The organism is Ahniella affigens (assembly GCF_003015185.1).
GTDB lineage: Bacteria > Pseudomonadota > Gammaproteobacteria > Xanthomonadales > Ahniellaceae > Ahniella > Ahniella affigens.
In genome coordinates this window covers 778,459-802,161 of record NZ_CP027860.1, presented here as the reverse complement: position 1 = coordinate 802,161, position 23,703 = coordinate 778,459, and the positions used below count along the sequence as shown (strand labels likewise).

The following is a 23,703-nucleotide window of genomic DNA, read 5'->3' as shown; positions in this document are numbered from 1 at the left end:
CGCGGATCAACCGATGCGCGATCAGGCGCTCGCACTCCTCAAGGCCGGGCATGCAGCGCAGGCGCAGCGCCTGCTGACGCCGTTGCTCGCCAACGCCAAGCCCGACCCGGATTTGCTCAAACTCGGCATCAACGCCGCGCTGATGCAAGATGATCTGGACCAAGCGTGGCAGTGGTTCGAAGCGCTGCAATCGCGGCTGCCCGACCTGGATCAAGCATTGGCACGCGTGGGCAGCAAGCTCGCGAATCGTCGCGGCGCGCGCTTTGAGCAGCAGGAACGGGGGCTGCCTGCCCAATCGGCTTACCGCGCCGCGCTCCTGCTGTGGCCGGAGAATCCCGATGCCCGTGCGAACCTACACCGTCTGGCGCACCAGACTGCCACGCTGACGGACCTGCTACCCAGTCCCGAACTGGCGTCGGCCATCAGTGAACTCAGTCAGCAGTTGCAACGTGTTCTGCGTGGCGAACCGCCCGAACCGACCGCGCCGCCCAGCGATTCGCTGACTGACTGGCAACGGTATGCCGAACTGGCTGGCGCCGATGCGCCGATGCCGCCAACGCTGGGCCTGTTGCCGCGGATCGCTGCCCACTTGAGTCTGCCGATGGTGTACGAAAGCCATGCGGATCTGGCGGCATGGCGGCATCGCTACCAGCTCGGCATGCAGGAACTCTGCGCTGACACAGCGGCACCAAAGCCCGATCGCGATGGCCTGAAACAGTTGGCTTGGTCTAACTTCTATCTGGCCTACCAGGGCGCGGACGACCGCGACCTGCAGCGGCAATACGGTACTTGGCTGAGCCAGATGGCGGCAGCATTGCGCCCGGAACTCAGCGCACCCCGCAGTTTGGTGCGATCCAGTCGACCCAAGGTGGGACTGATATCCGGGCACTGGTACCAGAGCACGGTCGGGAGCTATTTTGCATCGTGGATCGGCGCGCTTGCCACGGCGCCGGTGCAGGTTGACGTGCTCGCGCTGGCGCCAAATCTGGATGCGTTCACACGCGCGATCGTGCCACATGGCGTGCGTCTGCACGAACTGCCGGCCGACCCCGATCGCGCGGCGGAATTGCTGCATGCGGCGCAATACGATCTGCTGATCTATCCCGAACTAGGGATCGATACGCGCCTGCTCGCACTGGCGGCGCTGCCGCTCGCAAACCTGCAATGGGCGGCGTGGGGTCACCCAGTCACCACCGGCCTGCCAACCATTCAGCGCTACCTGAGCGTGGCCAGCATGGAACCGCCGGGCGCCAGCGCGCACTACACGGAACCGTTGAGCCTGCTGCCTGGGATCGGCACACAGTACCGAGCGCCGGGCGCCTTGCAGCACGAAAGCCGCGAGGCACTCGGCCTGCCGCCCGGCCCCCTACTGGTCTGCCCCCAGTCGCCGTTCAAGATCCATCCAGATCAAGACACCCTGTTCGCCGAGACGCTCGCGGCGATCCCCGAGAGTCGCCTGCTGCTATTTGCGTCCGAGCGTCCGCTGGCACTCGCCAAGCTCCGGCGCCGTTTGGCACAACTTTTTGCAGCTTACGGACTCGACCCGGCACGCGTGATCGTGCACCCCATGGTGTCGCGCCCGCGCTTTCTCAGCATCCTCGCAGTTTGTGATCTGATGCTCGACACCTGCCATTGGTCTGGTGGCAATACGGCACTCGATACGCTGTTTGTCGGCCTCCCCATGGTGGCTCTGGAAGGCGCATTCATGCGCGGTCGGCAGTCGGCGGCAATGCTGGGCCTCGCCGGACTGGCGCACGCCGTGGCACCCAATAGGGCACAGTATGCCGACCTTGCTCGCCAGTTGATCGCCACCGACCGCGCGGCTTGGCGCCAGGCATTTGCTGCCGTCCAGGACGATTTTGGCGCCCTGCCGGCGCTGCGCGAACAGGTACTGGCTGGGCTGGTGTAAGTCTCTGAAAAGGCATACGCTGTCGACCCAATTCCGATTGCCGACGGCATGAGTGCAGACAAGTTCAAGGACCCGGTTCGCGATGCGCCCTCGAGCGAGATCCTGGACGACGCGTTGCTGCGCGCGCGGAATCTCCTGCAGGTCGCCGGCGAGTCGGATGATCGCCACAAGCTGCAACGAACGCTGAGCGAACTGGTGCTGTTGCGCAGTTCGATCCTGTCGGCCGAGGCGCGCTTTCGAACATTGCTTGACGCTGTCCCCGATTCAGTCACGGTGCACGACATTGATGGCCGCGTCGTCGACGGCAATCAGGCCGCGTGCAAGCAGTTTGGCGTGAGCTTTGAACGCTTGCTTAGGATGAGCGTGTTCGACATGAATCCAGACCTGTCCAGGCACCGCATGCAAGAGGTGTTTTCGCGGTATCAGGTTGGTGAAACATTCACCGTGATCACGCAGAATGTGGCCGCTGATGGCCGTCGGTTTGATGTCGAAGTGCATTCCCAGATCTTCCGCGATGGCCATGACATCCGCGTGCTGGCCGTTGCGCGTGACATTACCGAGCGCCTGCGTGCCGATCTCGATCTGCGTGCGTCGGAGCGGCGTTATCGCGAATTGTTTGATGTCATCGACAAAGGCATTGTGGTGTACGACGCCAACATGCAGCTGAAGTCGATCAACGCGAGCGGCATGCGGATTCTGAATGTCGGCCCGGAAGTCCTGGACCAAGGCAAGCTGGGCATCGAGAGCTGGCAGTTCGTCGACGAAGACGGCTTGCCCGTTGAGATGAACGATCTGCAGCCGTTCCGGGCGATGCGCAGTGGCGAGGCGATCGACACCGAAGTCGTCGGCCTTTATGTGCCGACGCGTGGCGGCTTTGACTGGTTTGCGATGACCTCGGTGCCGCAGTATCACGATGGCGCCGATCGGCCATTCCAGGTCATCACCATGTTCAGTGACGTGACCGCACTGAAGCGCGACTCGCTTCTATTCGACCAAGTCCAGGCATTGGCTCATATCGGTGGCTGGGAATGCGATTTCGAACGCGATCGCGTGTACTTCAGCGAAGAGCTGCGCCGCCTGAGCGATACCGAGGACGACCCGGCAACAACCTGGAAGGCCGTGCTGACGCTGTTTGCAGTGAGCGATGCCGAGCGCCTGACGCAAGCTGCGCAGCAACTGCAGCAGACCGGGCTCGGATTCGACCTGGAACTTCGTATGCAGGGTCGGCGCGGGAGCCGGCGCTGGCTCCGCCTGATCGGACAAGCACAAGTCCGCAGCAACCGCGTGGTGGGCATGTATGGCACCGCGCAAGACATTTCCTCAAGAAAGCGCCGGGAAGACAGCTTGCGCCAGCAAGCGCTGACCGACTCGCTGACGGGGCTCAGCAATCGCGATGCGATTCTGGGCGCCCTGACGCAGGCAATCGACGAGGCCGGCAGTACGGACGGTCCGGCGATCTTGCATCTCGATCTCGACCGGTTCAAGGTGATCAATGATCTCCTGGGCCACGCCGCGGGCGATGGCCTGCTGGTTGCGGCCGCCCAGCGGCTCCGCGAAAACTGTCCCGAAGACTGTCTGCTGGCCCGCTTCGGCAGCGATGAATTCATGGTGCTGATTGCCCGGGCACAAAGCACCGAGGCGGTGTTGAAGCAGGCGGAAGCGCTTGCCAGTGCGTTCTCGCAACCATTCGCGCACAGCGGTGAGGAATTTTCGATCACCGTTTCCATTGGCATCGCGTTTTATCCGCACGATGGCGCAACGGTGCAGCAGCTGATCAATCATGCCGATGCGGCGATGACCGAGGCGAAGCGTCGCGGCCGCAATACGTGGCAGACCTTCACGCCGGCTTTGGCGCGCAAACTGACCGATCGCCTGTTGATCGAAACCCAGCTTCGACGCGCGTTGGACAATCAGGAGTTCTACCTCCACTACCAGCCACAGGTCGACCTTCGCACCGGCCGCATTCATGGCGCCGAGGCGCTGCTGCGCTGGAAGAGTCGCATCCTTGGGGAGCTGAATCCGGATCTGTTCATTCCACACGCCGAAACGACGGGCGATATTGTGCCGATCGGCGCCTGGGTCATCCAGGAGGCGTGTCGACAATTGCGTGCCTGGCGAGACGCCGGCCTCGCTATTGATCGGATTGCCGTGAACGTGTCGTTCCGCCAATTTTTGAGCGACAACCTGCCCGAGACCGTGTTGTCTGCACTGAATCAGTACAAGCTGCCCGGCGAAGCGCTCGAAATCGAAATTACGGAGCGCGTACTCATCGAGGATGCGCCCGACACGCTGGCCAATTTCAATACGCTGAAAGGCCTCGGTGTGGCCCTGGTGATCGATGATTTCGGCGAGGGCTATTCGGCGCTGAACTATCTCCGCAAGTTTCCGTTCTCGGGCGTCAAGATCAGCCACACGTTCATGCAGGGCGTGCCGTTCAACGCCAGCGATTCGGCGATCTGTCAAGCGATGATCCAGATCGCCAAGAGCGTGGGTCTTGCCGTCATCGCCGAAGGCGTCGAGCACGAAGTGCAGCGCGCCTTCTTGATCAAACACGGCACCGTTCTGGGCCAAGGGTTTCTGTTTTCGCAGGCGGTGTCGCCACGCGAGTTTGCCGAACTGGTGCGCCAGCAACGCAGTACTTGAAGCAGATGCTGCACACCATCAGAGTCGATTCAGGCCAGGGATGGCCGGGCAAGAATCAACGAATTCAATGAAAGGAGCTTTCGCTTGAACATTCCCACCTCACTCGGTTCCGGCGCTTCAGTTGGGGTCAATCACCGCCGTCGCGCGTTGTTCACGGCGTTGATCGAGAGCATGAGCGATGCCGCGCGCATCCAGGACCTCTTTCATTTCTGCGAGGAGTTCTGCAAGACCGAGCCGAAGTTCCTCGTCAACCGTTTTCTGATGCGGGCCGAACAGGCTGGCAAGGTCAACGAGCGCGAACGGCAGACCTTGGCCAAAGCCCTGTACCTGGCGCTGTCGCGCTCCTATGACCAGCTGTCCCGCTATCCGGCGAATTTGGTGGGAGATGCCGAGGCCCAGGATCACAATCTCGGTCGCCTGACCGGGCTGCCCTCTGACGCCAGTGCATTCTCTGACCTGAGTTTTGGCGCAGCCCCACCAGCTTCGGGAATGGATCGCTTAAAGCACGACCGGCAAGCCAAGCACAAGGTCTTTCAGACCGTCATGGCACACCTGGCGACCCGGCTCTATCACGCCATCGGCTACCGCCCAGCCCGAATCGGCATTGCGCTGCGCGACGCCACGATTCAGAGCAATGCCGATTCAGCAACGTTGTCGATGCTGATCGACTGGATCGATGGCGATCTGCAGGAAGACGCCATCCCCGAGCATCTGCCGCTTGAGGAAATGCGCGAAGCGTTGCGGGTGTTGTATCTCTGCATGAGCAACATGGCCGGCCGCACGTCCGCGGCGCAAACCCTTGCCGAAGGCTTGAAGCTCGCCTCGACCTTGCACGAAGCGCAACGGTTCTCGCCGAAGCTGTTGGTTTGACTTAAACATCGCCCGCGACCATTCCCCTGGCAAGATTCGATCGAGCCCACCCTAAACTGGCAACTTAGGGCGGGTTAGGAAAACCTTCGCGAGATTCACAAAAGAGTAGACTGCCGCCATCAGGACGGACGGATCCCAAGCAAGGCGTGTCGGATAGTCGTCACGAAAGGCAAGTTGGCAATGGCCGCTAGCTCTTCATCAAGCATCGACCGCCATTCGGATTCATCAAACGCGTTCGCAAACTGTTGAAATTCCTCAGCAGTCTGCAGATACCCGATTGCAGCCTGACGCCGCATGTGTCGCAACGCGCCATGCGCAGCATCCAGATTCATGACCCGGAGGGTCTCGTGAGCCCGCACGCTATCACTGGGCGAGAGTCCTTTTCTCGGTGCAATGGTGCCATCGCTTACGAAAACAAAGTAGTCATCAGGGTCATCTTGGTCGGGCTTGACTAAGTCGGCATGGTTGTACTGACCACAGGAGTCCTTGTGCCTTCCGCAACTGTCGCTCCGGTTGCACGACCCGAACAAGTTGCTCCAGTCGAATGTGCCTGCGGGGTAGCGCGATCGCTGCCGGAAATGCTCGATGTGCTTGTCGGTATGTGCTAGCTCCGCTTCGCAATAGGCGCATCGCCCGCGTTGCATGACATCAAGACAGGCCCAGATGTCAGATTTCTCGGCGCAGGTGGGCACGCCCTTGCTCCATTGGTGAATGTCAGCTTGGTAATGCCGTAGGCAAGCTGGAGCCGGGCCACGATTCAACTTGTGCATACGGTTAGCTCTGGTCGTTTTCGGGAACCGGGTCGTGTTTGGCACGCATCCTGGCTCGATATGCCTCCAAGCGGATCAGGCGTCCGCACTCGAGCATTACTGGATGCCCTTCGCCAAAATGGCTGATGAGTTTCATGCGAAGCTCGGCTCCCTCAAGCGACTCATGAGCACTCTGCGCAATTAACGCCTGATAGCGGCTTAGCCACCTTGCCTGCTCAATATCTGGTATTGGGTCGGTACTCATGACCTGGGCCATCACCGTGGAACTCGCCACACCCTGCGTCTCAATATTGAACTCGCGCACGTTTGACGTAGGTCCGCCAGTAGTCTCATCTATGTAGCCTTGTAGCAAGCGAATGGACGCAGCTGGCACCGTACTGAGCACTTGTGGACTATGCGTGGTTACAATGAACTGAATACGCGGAAATGCTTCTTGCAGGGACGAAAGCACAGTTTGTTGCCACGCAGGATGTAAGTGCATATCGACCTCGTCGATCAGCACAATCCCTTGAACCTCTGTTGGCGCATAGGGACCGAAGTTTGGGTTCAACTTTACGGCGCGGAAGGCGACGTCGGCGACCAGCGTCAGCATGCTTCGGATACCATCACTCAGCATGCCGACCGGAAGCTCGCCATGAACCGGGTGCCGGGCCACAATCTCTTCGCGCTCGAAACTAAAGCCCAATTCACCCCAGCCGGAGGGCTTGAGGCATCGGTTGATCGCTGTGCTCATGGCTTCTAGCGCATTGTCGAAGTCATTTGGTGTCCATTCCTTCGAATCTTTTTGCGATTTCAGTCGAAGATTGAGCGCATTCATGCTCCAGTACCGAAACCACTCAGCCATTAGATGGAAGTCCGAACCAGACTCGAGGCAATGTGTATAACCCACCATCCGAGATGTCCGAGGGAGTGGTTTGTATGGGAGGCGACGAATGTTCCAAAGGCGATCAGTAGGATAGTACGCAACCAATGGCAGACACGTTCCAGAGGCTATGCCCTCGGCTTCCTTCCTTACAGCGCTCTGCAGCCTCTTGGCAAAACTGGAGAGGACTTGCGCCTCCTTTCGGGTGGTTCGAGATTTGGGCCCGGCGAGTTTGCGACTCCAGGAAAGGCTGTAATGGTCAATGAGGCCTCTGGCATTGACTTGCACCCCACCATCAGCAAATTCCATCTGATTTGTGGAGCCTACCTTTAGAATACGAATATCTCTGGGGCCAAAGGTGCGATCCTTCCCTTCGTCAAATCCCCCAACAAAAGGCCCCAGCGCAGTTGCGATTGCATCTAGGACAGCAGTCTTGCCGAGTCCATTGTTCGCGACGAGAACAGTGAGACGCTCATGAAACGAAATCTGGAGGTCTGCGAAACACCGGAAGTTCACCATGTGTAGGTGATCCAACCGGAGGCTACTTGAACCACGATGCGGCTTCTGAAAGATCACCATAGGCAGGGCCTTGTTTTGTTCGAGTTGGTAGACGCCAGTGCAACTGTGGTAGTTCCGATCAAAGGGAACATGGCAGCCACGCGCTCGATTTGATGACAGCATACGTTACAGGTGCGTATTGTAACGGGATTTGTTCGCGCATTTGCCAAACAATCCTGCATTCAGCGGACCAATAACTCGCCAGGAGCACCGACTTGAGGAGCGATCTGATCGCAGACTGAATTCGCCTCCTGCTCTGAGGCGGCCAGCACGCAGCGACCTCCTCCTCCGACGCAAGGCCCGCGCGCGCCGCCAAGGAGTTGCATGTAAAGCTCCTGCAACCGAACTGAGGGCGGAGATCGAACCAAATTGGATTCTGAAATCAACTCCAAGAGATAGCGATCGGTTCTAGTGTGGGCGCGCTTTTCGACACAAGCCTCCGAAAACAGAAACGAAAGCGCGCTTCTTTGGCCCGGAAGCTTCCCATTCTTCACGCTCGGCCCAAGTAGCACGTCACACCCTCGGGCAAATGACTGGGTCGCCCCATCAGCCTTGGAGTCAAAAGCAAAGATTGGAATCTCACCTCGAAGCGGATAAGGAATGAAACTATTCCGAGCAGTCTTGAGCCGACCTTCAACCTTGGGCATCACGCTTCGATAGAACGTCCCCATCAACAGCGAGGTGACCGGAACAAACGGAAACGAGAAATGGCCTCCGGCATCCGTGACTCGGGCTTGCCTGCCGCTGCAGGCCGTCACAAAGATACCAATTGGATAGGTGTGCCAGTAATTGTCCACTCTCACGCCGCTGATCGGCTGACCGGTAGTCGACTCAACGATGGTTCCAGAAGTTGGCAGCACGAGCAGGTACCAAGCAATTCCCGTGTGAAGAGCCACCCACGCCAAGCCCACGGAAACAAACTTCCGTCGCCAACCCGGATCAAGCGCATTCCTCAGCCGAATCACCAATATCGTGACAAGAGTTCCCCAAAGCACCGCGCTCGTCAGGAACTCGAAGACCAATGTTGACCAAGATGTCATCGGCTCAAAATCCTTATATTCGCCATACGCCGTCATGCCCAGCCGACATGCGCGCGGACGCGCCAATTAGCCGACCGGCTTCGATTCTAAGCGCTATCAATGCACGAGTGTCATCCGCATTCGTACCCTGCGATGCAGGCCGCACTTCCTTTCGCCGTTGTGCGCGGGTGTCACCAGACTACCGAACTGAATCAACAGACAACGCCCGGACGGCTTCGATCGTCATCGACTTGCAAGCCCAAATAGAAGCGAGCAGAATCGCGGCTCAATCCCGTTCCGAGAACGATCATGACTGCCGTCGCACCACTCATCTTGCCAATCCGTCTGCGCGTTTGCGCGGGTCGGGTGCGCGTGGGTGCCGCGGTCACGAAACACGCTTGACGCTGATTCAAGAACGTTCGGACTCCCCTCGCCAAGCACCCAACGCGGTGCTTTTTTGTTGCGTCGAATTAGGGCCTTGCGTCCACTTGAACGTCACCAATCCCAGTTTTGCCCATCTTCGAACTGAACGCTCCAACAGGAGAACGTGCCATGCACCACTTTGATTCGATCCAGATATAAATCGCCTCGCTCCGTTTGCCAACCGGGTGCAGGCGCCATGCGACCGCCCCGATTGCGCAGCGACTGCTTGCTTGCGCACGACGCCCTGCGGCCGCCATCCGGTTGGCATATTGCAAGGAGCAAGCACATGACACGCACGAATTCTTCCCGATGGCGCAACCTGGGCATCATCGCTCATATCGACGCGGGCAAAACCACTCTGACCGAACGACTGCTGTGGACGGCAGGCGCGATTCATCGCACCGGCGAAGTGCACCATGGCAACAGCACGACCGATTACTCCGACATCGAACGCCGTCGCGGCATCACGATCGGCGCCGCCGCCGTGCGTTTGCGTTGGACGCCAACAGGCGACACTGAGCATCGCTTCACGTTGATCGACACGCCGGGCCATATCGACTTCGCGATCGAAGTCGAACGCTCGCTGCGCGTGCTCGATGGCGCCGTGGCCGTGTTCTCGGCGGTTGATGGCGTGCAACCACAATCGGAAACGGTGTGGCGCCAAGCTGACCATCATGAGCTCCCACGCATTGCCGTGATCAACAAGATGGATCGCCCGGGCGCGAACTTCGCGCGCGTGGTCGATGCGCTGCGCACGGTGCTCGATGCTCGCGCTTGGCCGATGGGCCTACCGTTGGGTGAGGCCGAGGACTTTCGCGGCTGGATTGATCTCGTCGCCGAGTGCACGTGGTTGTGGCAGGTCGATGGCGCAGTGACGATGCAATCCTGGTCGGCCCTTGACCGATCGCAGTATCTGCCGAAGCGCCTCGCCCTGATCGAAGCCGTTGCCGAACACGACGACGAACTAGAGTCGTTGTACTTAAGTGAAGCGTCGATCAGCGCCGATGCACTTCGTGCGGCGTTGCGTCGCGCGACGCTCGCTGGTGCGGGCGTGCCCGTCATCGCAGCGTCGGCCTATCGCAACCAAGGCATGCAAGCGGTGCTCGATGCCATCGCGCATTATCTGCCATCGCCCATGGATCGACCGGCCGTCCGTGCTGAGCGCGAACAGGCAGCGGTTTGGTTGCCACCGAATCCTGATGCCACCACCGTGGCGTTGGTGTTCAAGGTCACACCGCTTGGTCAGACCATGGCCAGCTTCGTGCGCGTGTACTCGGGTCGCTTGTCGGTTGGGCAGTCGGTTTGGTGCGCACGCGCACAACGAGTGCGTCGCATCGGCCGGCTGGCAGCGGTGCAGGCGGATCGAACCACGGAACTCGACGCGGCGGTCGCCGGCGAGATCGTCGCGATCCTGGGCTGGAAGGATTCGCCCAGCGGCGAAACCCTGTCGGCACCGGAAGACCGCTTGCAGCTTGAAGCAATAGCGACACAGCCGCCTGTGCTCGCATGGCGAATCGAAGCGTTGCAGAAGTCGGACTTGTTGCGACTTGGGCAAGGCCTTTCAGCGTTGGCGCTGCAAGACCCATCGTTCCAAGTCAAGCAAGACCCGGACACCGGTGACACCGTGGTCTATGGCATGGGCGAGCTCCATCTTGATGTGATGGTTGAGCGTCTCCGCCAGGACTTCGGCGTCACCGTGCGGACCGGTGCGCCGCAGGTGGCGTATCAGGAAACGCCAGCTACCGCGGTGACGTGGGCCGAAGGCAAGATCGAGAAGCGCAATGGCGGCGTAGGCCAGTTTGCTCGCGTTGTGTTGTCGATCGCGCCGATGCCCGACTTAGACGTGCAGATCGTTGATGAAACGATTGGTGGTTCGATTCCGAAGCCGTTCGTCGCGTCGGTCGAGAAGGGTTTGCGACAGGCATTGCAGGAAGGCCCGCGGGGCGTTCCAGTTGTCGGATTGCAGATCCGCATCATCGATGGCGAGGCACACTCAGTCGACTCGTCGGACCTGGCGTTTCAACGTGCCGCGTTCACCGCGCTCCAGCATGCGTTACAGCAAAGTGGCACGCGGCTGTTGGAGCCGGTCATGCAATTGCAGATCGACACGCCGGCACAGGCGTTGGGTGATGTGATTGGCGAGGTGCAAAAACGGCAAGGTCAGATACAGCAGATCGACGATCGTGGTCTGCGCGTCGATGTCCGCGCCCATGCGCCGTTAGCCAAGCTCCACGGCTACACCACCAGCTTGCGCTCTTTGAGCCAGGGCCGGGCGGAGGCCAGCATGCAGTTCTTGCGATATGAAGTGGCACGTGTTGGTTGAACCAAGCGGAAACGAGAGCTTCCGGAGCCCGCAAGGGCTCCGGACATTTCTTGGGCGTTGAGAAGCTGTCGTTCCACGTAAATCAAACGGTCGACTCGCGTGCCACGCTTAGCGCCAGCAGCTTCTTCCGGACCAGAAAATGCAGAGCAGCCGCAATGCCGATCCCACACCATAGAATCTCATGACCGAAGTAGTTGTGGGACAATAACGCTTCTTGGCTCCGATACGGATCGAGACCAACATTGCTCCAGATTGCGGAAAGACCCGGGAAGGCACCTATTAGAATCGCTGCGAACAAGCTCGGCCGAAACGTCGCTGCGCTGAGCGCATAAAGCGGCGCGCCATAGACCAGCGCTGGAATCATACCGACCAAGGCCGCCACGACGGCCAGTATCGGCAGTAAGAGCACACCGTCAGAGACCTGCCCACGACTTAGCCATTTCCAAGCGAACGTTCCGGCAAAACCCAGAAAGCAGCCAATTGGTGTCGCGACCAGCGTCCACCGGAGGCAGACGTTAATGCACTCGATCGCATATTCAAGGAAGGGTTGTTTGGGTTGACTCGCTTCGTCATTCATGTCGGTTCTCGCTCTAACGCAACAAGCGGTATGTGGCACGCCGCATGCGCACCGGGCCTGTGAATGTGACGGGCGCCTCGCGAAAGCCCGCTATTGTCCTGTTCAATCACAATCAACTCGCACCCAGCAACAGCCTGGAATCATTGCCAATATCAGCGCAGCCTACTCGGGCAAGCTGATCAACATGGACCAAACGCATGAAACCGGTAAGACCAATGCAACGCAGTATTGCTGAGTGCCTGGCTGTATCGCAAGTTCAAACTGCCTCGCGGATTTGCCGACAGTATGTGGACGCAATCTCACGAAATCTTGAAACGATTTGCCAAATCATTTCGCAGCCGTAGATCGATATCATCGTCAGCACCTTCAGATGATCAGGGTCCATCACTATGGACGCATATATTCGCAGCATCCGCTTCAAGCGTGAGCTGGTGCAGTCGTTTCGACAGCACCCGTTCGATCTCCCTTGGCTCGGCGATTTTCACGCGCTGGACCTGCATCCCAAAGTGACGTTCTTCGTCGGCGAGAACGGCAGTGGCAAATCAACGTTGCTGGAGGCGATTGCAGTCGCGTGGGGATTCAATCCGGAGGGTGGCAGCAAGAATTTCCGATTTTCGACCGAGGCTACTCACTCCCATCTCCATGAGTTCCTGACGCTGGTGAAGGGCGTACGCCGACCAAAGGATGGGTTCTTCCTCCGCGCCGAGAGCTTCTACAACGTAGCGACCGAAGTGGCATCACTGGGCGTTGGCGCTGCCTACGGTGAGGACGCACTGCACGAGCAATCGCATGGTGAGTCATTTATGAGCTTGGTCACGCACCGCTTTCGTGGCAAAGGGCTTTACATCCTGGATGAACCGGAGGCGGCGCTATCACCATCGCGCCAGTTGTCACTGTTGAGCCGGTTGCACGACTTGGTTCGGGATGATTCGCAGATCATCATCGCCACGCATTCACCGATTCTGATGGCGTATCCAGACGCCTGGATCTACACACTCGGTGACCAAGGTCTAGAACGCGTACAGTACGAAGACACGGAGCATTTCCGGATCACCCGCGACTTCCTGAAGCATCCTGAGCGTTTTCTTCGGCAACTGCTGGAACCTTGATCGCCGGTCTAAGACTGAGTTGTCCGGCGCCCAGATATTTTGCAGGCACTGTTGTTCCTCAACGAAACTGCACCGTTGTCTCAAACGGCAGGCGCGAGATATTGGGCACTTGGCAATCAGGTTCCGGATAGCCCACCACCAACAGCAGATACGGCATCTCGTTTTTGCCGCGACCAAGAATGTCGTTCAAGAATCCCATCGGGCTCGGTGTGTGCGTGAGTGTCGCGAGTCCGGCCTGATGCAGGGCCGCGATGAGTAGCCCGGACGCCAGACCAACGGATTCGTGCGGATAGTAGCGCTTCACTTTCTCGCCTTGATCATCCAGACCGAAGCGCTCGTAGAAGATCGCAATCAACCACGGCGCCCGCTCCAGGAATGGTTTCTCGGCATCGGTACCAAGCGGCGCCAGCGCCGCCAGCCATTCATCCGGTGCGCGATGTTCGTAGAACTCCCGCTCCTCGGCTTCGGCTGCCTCTCTAATCTGCTTCTTGATGCTGGGGTCTTTGATCGCGACAAAGCGCCAAGGTTGCTGATTCGCGCCACTGGGTGCAGTGATGGCGGCACGCAGGGCTTGCTCGATCACTGCCTGAGGTACCGGATCGGTGGAGAAGTCCCGCACGGTTCGACGAGTTGCCATACGCTCGGCGAACGCGGTCGCCTGCGCGAGCATCTCGGGCTCGGGCAGTCGTTGGTACGACAATAGCGGTACGAATGATGGCGTGGGCATGGCAGCACTCCAGCGTCGGATCGGATTCTCGATTCTAGTGTGTTCTTGGTTGGAGCCGCAGTCGCTGCTGATGGCACTCATGGCAAGGTTGATTCGAGCCTGAATACCGCCTCAACAAACACGCCACAACCCATAGAGTCTTGCTAACCAAAAAAGCTGCGGGCAGTGATGATTCTGGCCGCAAGTAGCCCCCTCCCCGGGCCCTCCCCCGCGATCGCGGGGGAGGGAGAAATGCTCCCTCTCCCACGCGAGTGGGAGAGGGCTGGGGAGAGGGCTACTTGCCACACTGTGCCGTCGTTAAAATCGCTCATCGTCGCTGCCAGTTTGATGCGCGAATGAGCGCATCTTCGGTGCGACTGGCCCTCCCACACAAGTTCCCGCAGTGGCGAACGAGAACGGCGGTACTTGGGAACACCTCAGTTTCTGCCGCACTGTTCAAGCCGCACAACTCGGCTCAAGACGTCGCGCTGAACTGACAACCTCGGAGATAAGCCTCGTGCAGCACTGCATCTGATTGCCAGTCCGAGAATGCCGCGCGTATCGCCGGGTCATCAAACAAATGCTCCAGACAGCCGTTGACGACCGCGTCGCGCACGGGCTCACCGAAATCCCGATAGAGCCTAGCCAATGCCTGCTGGAGCTCGGTGAAACCGGCAAGATCGTTGTTTTGAAAGCGATCGCGGATGATCGCATTCAGACCATAGCAAGCGAGATACCGAGATTCGCACCAATCGCTTTCACGACCTTGGATGACACACTGAAGCAAATACTCAATGTACAGCCGATCGAGGACAGCATGATCGAGCGATGGGTTGATCCGATCCCAGAACGATTCTTGCTGCAACAAATCGAACAGCGCGCCCTGGGTATCGAGATCAGCGGGCTCGAGCAGCGACAGAACATGCTCGCCATTTAGTTGTTCCACCTGCAGCAGATACTGGATCGACTGCGGCAGCGAATGCTCTGACATCATCATTCCTCAATTCGACGGCGCCCGCGCGCTGGACGCTGATTCCGACGCGAATTTATGGGGTTTTGGAATGACCTGTCCAGTTGCGCAGTCCAGTCCATTCGTGGCGAGTCCCGGATCAGAGATTGTTCAGATTGCGTCTTGCATACGAATTCCCCCCGCTTATGCCAATTTGCCGCTACGGTGCGCGGCATAGGCTTTGGCAAGATCGGAGGATGGCAATGCAAGGATCAGACAACATGGACCAGGATCGCCTGCGTGAGGTCGAGTTTCCGCCGGTGGACGGGCCTTTGAAGGACGATGTGCGCCGACTGGGCGCGCTCGTTGGGGCCATGCTCGCGGAGCAATTGGGTGAGGACTTCTATCGGGAAGTCGAGCGCCTGCGAACCGATGCGATCCGGCGTCGTGAGGCCGCGCTGCCTGTCGGCATGTTGTTTGATGCGGTCCAGGGCAAGCCACCGGCCGAGGCCGAACGCTTGGCTCGGGCGTTCGCCACTTACTTCCAAGTCGTCAATGTCGCCGAGCGCGTGCATCGCATCCGGCGTCGGCGCGATTACCAAATCCAGGTGGGTGGCGACCAGCCCGGCGGATTGCATGAGGCACTGACGCGAGCGCAGGCACTCGGATTCGACGCCGACCAGGTGCTCGCCAAGTTTGCCGAGCTCGACATCGAACCGGTCTTCACCGCGCATCCCACCGAAGCCGTCCGGCAATCGTTGCTGCAGAAGGAAGAGGAGATCGTCCGCTGCCTGCTTGCCGAAATCAGCGGCCTGCGCACGCCCGGCGAAAGCAGCACCGATTGGGCGCGCATGCGCACGGCGCTGACCGCGGGCTGGCAGACGGCAACGTTGTCGCCCGTCAAGCCTGGGGTCAGCGACGAGCGCGATCATGTGACGCACTATCTGCTTGAACCCATTTACCGGATTCTGCCGATCTTCTACGAAGTGCTGCTCGATGGCTTCCAGCGCAAGTTCGGTCTGCAGCCAGACTTGCCGCGGATTCTGCGCTTTGCGACATGGGTCGGCGGCGACATGGATGGCAATCCAAACGTCGGCCCCGAGACCATTGCGGAAACGCTCGCGCATCAGCGCAAGCTGATCGTCAAGCGCTACGCGGGTGATCTCCATCAAATCGGCGGCCTGTTGAGCCAGACCGAGAATCTGGTCAGCGTTTCGGACACCATCATGCAACGTCGCGATGCCTACCTGCTGCGCCTGCCAGCGATCGCGGCGCAGATCAGCCCTCGGCATCGCGACATGCCCTATCGCGTGCTGCTCCGATTGATTCGTGCGCGCGTTGAGGGCATTGTCGACGAACGCGAATATGCGTATCGCAGTGCAAGCGAGTTCCTCGATGATCTCGCGCTCATTGAAGACAGCCTGATCGCCAACAAGGGCCAGCATGCCGGTGCATTCGCAGTGCGGCGATTGCGCTGGCGCATTCGCGTATTCGGTTTTCATCTGGCTCGCCTCGATGTGCGCCAGGACAGCCGCGTGCTCTCGCGCGTGCTGAAGGCCTGCGACCCGGAGTTGGCCGCGCATGCCGAACCTGCGGCGCGTATCGCCGATCTCGCGGCTGGCAAAGCGATCGCCGCGCAAGAGATTCATGAACCGCAGCTCGCCCGGGTCAAGCAGGTGTTTGCGACCTTGACCGAGTCCCGGCATCGCTACGGCGAGCAGGCGCTGGGCCTCTTCATCATCAGCATGGCCGCGAGTGCCGCTGATGTGCTGACCGTTCTCGCGCTGGCGCGCTCGGGTGGGCTGATCGATCCCAGCGGCCATGTCTGTCTGGACGTAGCGCCGCTGTTCGAAACCATCGAGGATCTGCGCGCCGCTCCGGGTACGATGCGGGCGCTGTTCAATGATTCGGTCTACCGCGGGCATTTGCTGGCGCGTGGCAATCGCCAGTTCGTCATGCTGGGCTACTCGGACTCGGCAAAGGATGGCGGTCTGCTGACCGCGCGCTTTGCACTCGAAACGGCGCAGACCTCGCTACTCGCATTGGCGACCGAGTTCGGCATGACCCTAGAGTTCTTCCATGGCCGCGGCGGCACGGTGAGTCGCGGTGGCGGCAAATCCACGGCAGCCATCAATGCCGCGCCGCTCGGCACCATGAACGGCCGGTTACGGGTGACCGAGCAAGGCGAAGTCATCCATCGCAAGTTCGGGATCGACGCACTGGCTTTGCGCACCCTGGCGCAGACGAGCGCCTCGGTGTTCAATGTCGCCCTGTCGCCGCCAAAGGCCGATGCACGCGAGCCGGTTTGGCATGAAGCGATGGCCGGCATGGCCGACCGCTCGCTCGCACGCTATCGGCAATTGGTGGGTGAGCAGCAGGAATTTGTGCAGTACTTTCGTGCCGCGACACCGATCGATGTCATTGAGCGCATGTCGCTCGGCTCGCGCCCGGCGCGTCGCGGTGGCGCTGCGATCCGCGACTTGCGTGCGATTCCGTGGGTATTCGCCTGGACGCAATCACGTTGCGTGCTGCCTGGTTGGTTTGGCCTGGGCAGCGCGATCGAAGCCGGCATCGCGCAACAGGGCCTGCCCTTCATGCGCGCCATGGCTAAGGACTGGCGCTTCTTTCAGACGTTGCTTAGCGATGTCGAAATGGTCGTAGCCAAGTCGGATATGGCGATTGCGCAAGTGTTTTCGCAGTTGTCGGGCCCCCTGCACGCGCAGTTCTATCCCATCATTCAGGACGAGCATGCCCGCACCCGTGCGTTGCTTGGCGAGATCACCGAACGGGAACTCTTGGCAAATGATCCACGCCTCGCGCGCTCGATTCGGCTGCGCAATCCCTATGTCGATCCGATGAGCCTGTTGCAAGCAGACTTGCTCGCGCGCTGGCGTGCCGAGGATCGCCCCGAGGGCGACCTGCTGCGTGCGCTGATCACGTGCGTGCAAGGTGTGTCGCAGGCACTGCAGAACACCGGTTGATCTGCGCGCGGAGCGCTGGAAGGGCCTTCAGGCCCGAACCAATCTTGCAGCATCGCCGTTCGCGGCTGAAGCCGCTCCCACAAACACCACCGCCTCGAACCATCCTTGCCGCAAGATCACCTACTGCTTGTAGGAGGCCCTTCAGGCCCGAACCAATCTTGCGGCATCGCCGTTCGCGGCTGCAGCCGCTCCTACAAAAACCACCGCCTCGAACCATTCTTGCCGCAAGATCACCTACTGCTTGTAGGAGGGCCTTCAGGCCCGAACCAATCTTGCGGCATCGCCGTTCGCGGCTGAAGCCGCTCCTACAAGAACCACCGCCTCGAACCATTCTTGCCGGAAGATCACCTACTGCTTGTGGGAGGGCCTTCAGGCCCGAACCAATACTGCGGCATCACCGTTCGCGGCTGAAGCCGCTCCCACAAAAACCACCGCCTCGAACCATTCTTGACGCAAGATCACCTACTGCTTGTAGGCGGGGCGGTCTCAGCGAGTCAGCGCCCAGACTCCGGCTGTTGCAGTTGCTGACGTCGCGCCCGCAGGTCAGCTAGATCGGCCGGCAACCAGGCTGCCTCCAGTGTCGCTGGATCTTTGGCAATCACTGCCAGCGCGTCCTCATAGGCGAGTTCGGCCCGGATGCGGTCGTCCTTCTGTTCGGCGATCTGGCCCACCATATAGAGCGCATAGGCATTCTCGGTCGGGTGCCCGATCAAATACGGCTCATCCAGCAACATTCGTGTCAACAACCGGTCCGCGGCGTCCCAATCATGCAGCGCCAGCTCGGTCTTGGCGCGATTGAACCGATACTCGGTCAGCACTGGCGCACCACTCGGCAATTGTTGCGACCATGATTTCTCGACTTCATTCCAGGTCGTACGGGCTGCTTCGTAATGGCCATCCGCATGCTGCAGCAGTGCAACGTTCTGCAAGGCCCAACCCACCTGCACGGCAGCGTTGCTGGTGTTCCCGGCGTAGATACTGGCCACCTCGCGATAGGCATCGATGGCTTTTTGATTTTGCTTGGTGGCCATCAGCGCATTACCGGTGTTGTACACACACGACCCGTAATCAAACGCCATTGGGCCAAGCAATTCCTTCAGGCGCGGGCACACGGTATTGAACTCCACGAGTGCCCGTGCCGGCTCACCCTTGATGGTCATGAACCAGGCGAGTGCGCTCCGGGCGCGCAATGTCATGTAGCGATCCTCACCGTACAGTCTGCGCGCCAAGCCAAGGCTCTCACGAAGATCCGCTTCTGCGCGGATCAAATTGCCAGACGTCGCTGCCGAAACACCCGTGCGCTGCAGCGCGCGCTGAACGATCCGGTCACGCACCGCTTCGGGGGCATCGCGCGCCGCTTGCAATGCCACATCGGCCATCGCGAGCCCCTCTGCATTGTCGCCACTGTCCCGAACGACAATCCAACGGTTGAACGCAATGCCATCGCGAATCCAATAGGCCTTGGCCGAGTCTCCCTTGACCAGAAGCTCCGCCTCGTCGGTCCAGAGTTTGGCCTGCTCGCCGTGGCCACTCCGATACGCCGAGAACGCGCCACGTTCCAGCGCCTCGGCTTTTTGCAGCGGGTCGGCCTCGGTCTTCAGGAACTCATCGAGGGCCGATTGGAACAGTGGGTACGCTTCATCCGGCTGACCAATATTGGCAAACGTGATCGCCAACTTGATCACGAGCGGCGCCCGCAAGTCGGGATGATCAGCCATCTCCCCCTGAAACCTGGACAAGGCGTGTTTCAGCACGTCTTCAGCGCTGCTACGGTGACCAAGTCCATCGATCGGATCGATCGCATCCATCACCTGATTCAGAAAGTCGACGGCCAGCGTAGCGCGTTCGGCCTCGCGTTGGGCCTTGACCGCAAACTGCCAGGACAACGCCGTCAAGGTGATCAAGCCGAGCGCGGAAAGACTACCGATGGCGGTCGACAGCCAGTGCCGGCGCAAGAAGCGCGTCAGGTGATACCAACGATCGCCATGGCGCGCCACCACTGGCCGGCCATCAAGAAACGCTTCGAGGTCGGCGACCATCGCGTCGATGGAGGGATAGCGACGGCTCGGCTCTTTCGACAGCGCGGTTCGCAGAATGGCATCAAGATCGCGATTGATGTCGCGGCTCAGCGTCTTGACTGCTTCGCGTGACGCATCGGTGTTCTCCTCCAAACGCGCCTGCGTGATCGCGCGGCTGAGGGTGATCGGGTCGGATTCCAGCACGGCCCGGCCCCAATTGATCGCGTCATGTGGGTCGGCCGCATACGGCAGCTGCCCAGTCAACACCCGATACAGCAACGCCCCGAACTGATACACGTCGGTAGCGACCGAAATCATCCCGCCGCGAAATTGCTCCGGCGCGGCATAGGCCGGCGTCATGGGCCCCAAGCGCTGCGCCGTAACGGGTCGGAAGCGATCTTCGCCGACGAGTTTGGCAATGCCAAAGTCCAGCAGTATCGGCAGTCCATCTTCGGTGACCAGTATGTTTGAAGGTTTAATGTCGCGATGAATGACCAAGTTGCGATGCGCGTGCGACAACGCCGACGCCACGCGCAACATCAGGCGGATACGCGACCCGGCGTCCGGTAGCCGCTGCCGACAGAACTCGGTGATGCTGACCCCTTCGACATATTCCATCGCCAAATAGGGGATCCCGTCTTCGGATTCGCCTGCGTCGATCAACTGCGCGATGTTCGGATGCCTGAGCCCCGCAACGATTTCCTGCTCCTTCCTGAATCGGTCGCGCAGGCCCGGGTGCGCCGACAGCACCAATTTGATGGCGACCATCTGGTTCAAGCGGCCATCAACACGATGCGCGCGATACACCGTCCCCATCCCGCCTGAGCCGATCAGATCGTCGAGGACAAACGCCCCGACACGCCGACCGATCTGTTCGCGATCCCAATCTCTCGGCGCGCGCTCGACAATAACCTCAGCGGCAAGTACCGCCGCCGGTCGATCAAGTGGGGTGGTGTGATCATGCCGCGCCAGCATGCGCTGCAAATCGGCGCGCAACGACTCATCGGCGACCGCGTTAGCAAACTGCGCCCGCTGCTCCGATTCCAGGTCCAACGCCTGATCGAGCAGCTTGCGGAGTTGCTTCCAGCGGTCGGCATCCATGCGCAAGCAGGCTCAGATCAAGGGCATGGCGTCGAGCAAAAACGCCTTGGCCGTGTCCCAATGGCGGCGGACGGTTCGCTCGGTCACCCCGCGCATGTTGGCGATTTCGACAAAGCTCAGGCCGGCGAAGAAGTGCAGTTCGACCAAGTCGGCGAGTTCCGTGTCGACGGCAGCAAGCTTCGTCAGCGCATCATCGATCGACATCAAGTCTTCGAGACGCGCGCCGCCCTGATCGATCCCTTCGGTCAGCTGCGTGCGGGCCATGCCATGCCCATGTTTGACAGTGGAATGCTGGCGCCCGAGATCAATGATGATCTGCCGCATCGCGCGCGCGAGCAGCGAGAAAAAGTGCTGACTGTCGTTAATCGTGCGATCGGCATCACCGGAGATCTTCAGGTACGCCTCATGCACCAAGGTACTCGGATTCATGGTGACCGAGCCGGCGTTCTGCCTGAGTGTGCCGCGCGCGATGCGCCGGAGCTCATCGTAGGCGGCTGAGTAGACCTGGCCCTGGGCGATCGCATCGCCTTTGGCAGACGCCGCGAGCAGTTGGGTAAGTTGTGGGCGATCCGCCATATCCGAAACCCGAGTTGGGACGTTCTTGATTGTGCCTGATTGGCGCCATTGGATTGCAAGGCGGCGCGCGCAAAAACCTCGATCGAACGCGTGCGCCTTAGAACTTTGGTTTCGCCCCAGCGTGCGCGGCCGCCTGGGCGCCGGCAATCATGTTCGCGGCTACCCATTGGTACAGACGCTGCCAGGAACGCTCCAGATCGTCATTCCAATCCGGCCCGCAGGTGTCGCTCAACGTCTTGATCAGCACATCGCCGACGACTTGGTAGTGCGCGGGCTTCGTGCCATAGCCGCGATGAGCGGCGCCGAGGCGTCGGAGGAGCGGCACCATGGCATCGGACTCATCCAGGCCCGACACGACCATCGCCAACGTCTGCGCCAGCTTCATCTGCTGCTCGCTCAAGTCGGCCGGAAACAGCACGCGCAGCCCGGGCATGGCGGCAAACAGATTGGCATAGAACCGGCCGGCAAACGCCGCCGGATCGCTCGCCACGTTGCTCAGGCTGTGCTTCAGAATCGGGTGATCGGTTTTGCTGAGCAGGTCTTGGACGAACGATTCAGCCGCGGCGTTCATGACGGGTCTCCGAAGGGCAGCATCAACATCGGACCAAGCAGATGCCGATGCGGGATGCCCGTCGGATGATGCCATGGTCTGATGTCTGGTTTGACCGGTATCGCTGCGATCGGGCGGGCGATCGGACACGGCTCAACGAGCATGTTTCCGAAGCACCTGCCCCATCCCAACCCTGGCCCGTCCCCGGCCAGAAGCGTGATGGCGCGCGTCCCATCGCGCCAAAGACCCTTTTAAATCAATAGCCTGACAGCACAATAAAGCAAGTTCGCCACGCGCTTGAACGGTCTCTACCAACCTAAAACGAGATTCTCGCGCCAACCGGACACGATTCAGAAAAAAATATTTGGGGAGCGCTTCGGCGTGCGAACGCGTCGCCCAAAAACGAAACGAGCGCCATCAGGCGCTCGTTTCATTGACCTGGCAGGACGGCCGACCGATGGCGCAGCCGCCCGTCAGGCCCGGCGAGCGTCCGCTCAGCCTTCCTTCTTCGCAGCCGGCTTTTTCACCGGTGCCGCCTTCTTGGCTGCCGGCTTCGCGGCGGCCGGCTTTTTTACCGCTGCCGTCGGCGCCTTGGCCGATTTCGGACGGGAATTGCCGTAGCTGGCGGAAGAAATCTTGCCACGACGGGTCTTGCGATCACCCTTGCCCATGTTGTGCTCCTGAATGTTTGAGTAGGCTGGAAACGGGTCGAAACGCGGCCAAACCGCGCTCAACGGGCCGATTAGGCTAGCAGGGACGGGCGGGCGTGAAAACTAAGGGAGCCTTGGCGCTCAGCCGAGGCTCAGATTGCGCCACTCAAAGGTCGCCGCATTGGGTGCCCTGAGCCTGGGATCGCGTGCCTGAGACCAGCGCGCTCGGCGACGCTACAATGTTTAGCTGGATCGCCCTCGCCTCAGCGCCTGCCGCCTGGGCGCGGTCTTTGCCCCTTCGCACACGGACACCACCATGAACTTTGAAAATCTGCTGTACAGCGTTGACCAGGGAATTGCCACGATCACGGTCAACCGCCCGGACAAACTGAATGCCCTGAGCCAGGCCACGGTACGTGAGCTGGAGCAGGCCTTTCTGGCCGCCAAAGCGGATCCAGCCGTGCGCGTGGTCGTCATGGCCGGCGCCGGTCCCAAAGCCTTCATTGCCGGCGCGGACATCACCGAACTCGCCAAGTTGAGCCCGGTTGAGGCCCTCGCGTTTTCGCGCTTTGGTCAGCGCGTCATGTTGACAATCGAACAATTGGGTAAGCCGGTCATCGCCAAAATCCAAGGCTTCGCTTTGGGCGGCGGCATGGAGCTCGCAATGTCTTGCCATCTGCGAATTGCGTCCGAGCAGGCCAAGCTCGGTCAGCCGGAAATCAATCTGGGCATCATTCCGGGCTTTGGTGGCACCCAACGCTTGCTGCGCCTCGCCGGCCGCTCGGCGGCGCTGGAGCTTTGTCTGCTCGGGCATTCGATCTCGGCTGAACGTGCCTATCAACTCGGTGCGGTGACTCGGGTAGTCCCCGCCGACCAGTTGGATGCCGAAGTCGACAAGATCGCCAGGCAGCTCGCGAGTTCGGCACGTTACGCCGTCGATGGGGTGTTGTCGTCGGTCCTGATGGGCGGCGAGTGCGCAATTGAGCAAGGTCTGGATTACGAGTCACAGGCTTTTGCGCTGTGCTGCGCCACCGACGACAAACAAGAAGGCACGCGCGCGTTTATTGAGAAGCGCAAGGCGAGTTTTTCGTAAGTTTGTTGCGGGTCGA

General features: G+C 60.2%; 17 protein-coding genes and 1 pseudogene. 7 read left to right on the top strand and 11 right to left on the bottom strand.

The features are described 5' to 3' along the window. Positions 1-13 precede the first annotated feature (13 nt). The 3 genes from C7S18_RS02925 (at position 14) to C7S18_RS02915 (ending at position 5,422) form a co-directional block, all read left to right on the top strand. Entirely contained in the window at positions 14-1,909 is a 1,896-nt protein-coding gene (locus C7S18_RS02925; RefSeq protein ID WP_106890136.1) for an O-linked N-acetylglucosamine transferase family protein, read from the top strand. A gap of 48 nt (positions 1,910-1,957) precedes the next feature. Further along, positions 1,958-4,552 carry a sensor domain-containing protein gene (locus C7S18_RS02920; RefSeq protein ID WP_106890135.1) on the top strand — a complete coding sequence of 865 codons (2,595 nt, stop codon included), beginning with the start codon at positions 1,958-1,960 and terminating at the stop codon, positions 4,550-4,552. An 84-nt stretch (positions 4,553-4,636) separates the two neighbouring features. Continuing rightward, a complete protein-coding gene (locus C7S18_RS02915; protein WP_106890134.1) occupies positions 4,637-5,422 on the top strand; it encodes a hypothetical protein in 786 nt (261 codons plus the stop codon). A 119-nt stretch (positions 5,423-5,541) separates the two neighbouring features. On the opposite strand, the gene ptuB is transcribed toward C7S18_RS02915, so the two are convergent. From ptuB to C7S18_RS02900, 4 genes and pseudogenes are all read right to left on the bottom strand, one after another. Then, a complete protein-coding gene (ptuB, locus tag C7S18_RS25175; RefSeq protein WP_106890133.1) occupies positions 5,542-6,192 on the bottom strand; it encodes a retron Ec78 anti-phage system effector HNH endonuclease PtuB in 651 nt (216 codons plus the stop codon). Positions 6,193-6,196: 4 nt separating this feature from the next. After that, positions 6,197-7,009 carry an AAA family ATPase gene (locus C7S18_RS24810; protein ID WP_240623971.1) on the bottom strand — a complete coding sequence of 271 codons (813 nt, stop codon included), beginning with the start codon at positions 7,007-7,009 and terminating at the stop codon, positions 6,197-6,199. A 168-nt stretch (positions 7,010-7,177) separates the two neighbouring features. After that, a pseudogene (locus C7S18_RS25240) lies at positions 7,178-7,573 on the bottom strand (ATP-binding protein); the annotation flags it as partial. 221 nt (positions 7,574-7,794) lie between these two features. Then, positions 7,795-8,688 (bottom strand): carboxypeptidase regulatory-like domain-containing protein, encoded by an 894-nt coding sequence (locus tag C7S18_RS02900; protein ID WP_106890131.1) that lies wholly within the window; start codon positions 8,686-8,688, stop codon positions 7,795-7,797. Between the two features lie 652 nt (positions 8,689-9,340). On the opposite strand from C7S18_RS02900, the gene fusA reads away from it, so the two are divergent. Beyond that, positions 9,341-11,377: an elongation factor G gene (gene fusA / locus C7S18_RS02890; RefSeq protein ID WP_106890129.1), complete on the top strand. Its 2,037-nt coding sequence runs from the start codon at positions 9,341-9,343 to the stop codon at positions 11,375-11,377. A gap of 82 nt (positions 11,378-11,459) precedes the next feature. Here the strand turns inward: fusA and C7S18_RS02885 are convergent, their stop codons facing one another. After that, a complete protein-coding gene (locus C7S18_RS02885; protein ID WP_106890128.1) occupies positions 11,460-11,954 on the bottom strand; it encodes a hypothetical protein in 495 nt (164 codons plus the stop codon). 389 nt (positions 11,955-12,343) lie between these two features. On the opposite strand from C7S18_RS02885, the gene C7S18_RS02875 reads away from it, so the two are divergent. Beyond that, complete coding sequence (locus C7S18_RS02875) at positions 12,344-13,063, top strand: AAA family ATPase (protein ID WP_106890126.1); 720 nt, start codon at positions 12,344-12,346, stop codon at positions 13,061-13,063. Positions 13,064-13,121: 58 nt separating this feature from the next. Here the strand turns inward: C7S18_RS02875 and C7S18_RS02870 are convergent, their stop codons facing one another. Together C7S18_RS02870 and C7S18_RS02865 are read right to left on the bottom strand one after the other, a co-directional pair. Further along, on the bottom strand, positions 13,122-13,790 hold the full coding sequence (locus C7S18_RS02870; RefSeq protein ID WP_106893899.1) for a nitroreductase family protein: 669 nt from the start codon (positions 13,788-13,790) through the stop codon (positions 13,122-13,124). Positions 13,791-14,244: 454 nt separating this feature from the next. Further along, positions 14,245-14,766 carry a hypothetical protein gene (locus tag C7S18_RS02865; protein WP_106890125.1) on the bottom strand — a complete coding sequence of 174 codons (522 nt, stop codon included), beginning with the start codon at positions 14,764-14,766 and terminating at the stop codon, positions 14,245-14,247. 233 nt (positions 14,767-14,999) lie between these two features. Between C7S18_RS02865 and ppc the strand changes: the two genes are divergently transcribed. Then, on the top strand, positions 15,000-17,699 hold the full coding sequence (gene ppc, locus C7S18_RS02860) for a phosphoenolpyruvate carboxylase (RefSeq protein WP_106893898.1): 2,700 nt from the start codon (positions 15,000-15,002) through the stop codon (positions 17,697-17,699). Positions 17,700-18,193: 494 nt separating this feature from the next. Here the strand turns inward: ppc and C7S18_RS02855 are convergent, their stop codons facing one another. The 4 genes from C7S18_RS02855 to C7S18_RS02840 all read right to left on the bottom strand — a co-directional run bounded on the left by C7S18_RS02855 (position 18,194) and on the right by C7S18_RS02840 (position 22,615). Then, positions 18,194-20,818, bottom strand: coding sequence for a serine/threonine-protein kinase (locus tag C7S18_RS02855; RefSeq protein ID WP_106890124.1), 2,625 nt, complete (start codon positions 20,816-20,818; stop codon positions 18,194-18,196). A 12-nt stretch (positions 20,819-20,830) separates the two neighbouring features. Further along, positions 20,831-21,394 (bottom strand): ECF-type sigma factor, encoded by a 564-nt coding sequence (locus C7S18_RS02850; RefSeq protein WP_106890123.1) that lies wholly within the window; start codon positions 21,392-21,394, stop codon positions 20,831-20,833. 97 nt (positions 21,395-21,491) lie between these two features. Continuing rightward, a complete protein-coding gene (locus C7S18_RS02845; RefSeq protein WP_170113070.1) occupies positions 21,492-21,965 on the bottom strand; it encodes a globin domain-containing protein in 474 nt (157 codons plus the stop codon). Between the two features lie 473 nt (positions 21,966-22,438). Beyond that, entirely contained in the window at positions 22,439-22,615 is a 177-nt protein-coding gene (locus tag C7S18_RS02840) for a 30S ribosomal protein THX (RefSeq protein ID WP_106890121.1), read from the bottom strand. A gap of 295 nt (positions 22,616-22,910) precedes the next feature. Between C7S18_RS02840 and C7S18_RS02835 the strand changes: the two genes are divergently transcribed. Then, positions 22,911-23,687 carry an enoyl-CoA hydratase/isomerase family protein gene (locus C7S18_RS02835; RefSeq protein WP_106890120.1) on the top strand — a complete coding sequence of 259 codons (777 nt, stop codon included), beginning with the start codon at positions 22,911-22,913 and terminating at the stop codon, positions 23,685-23,687. Positions 23,688-23,703 lie beyond the last annotated feature (16 nt).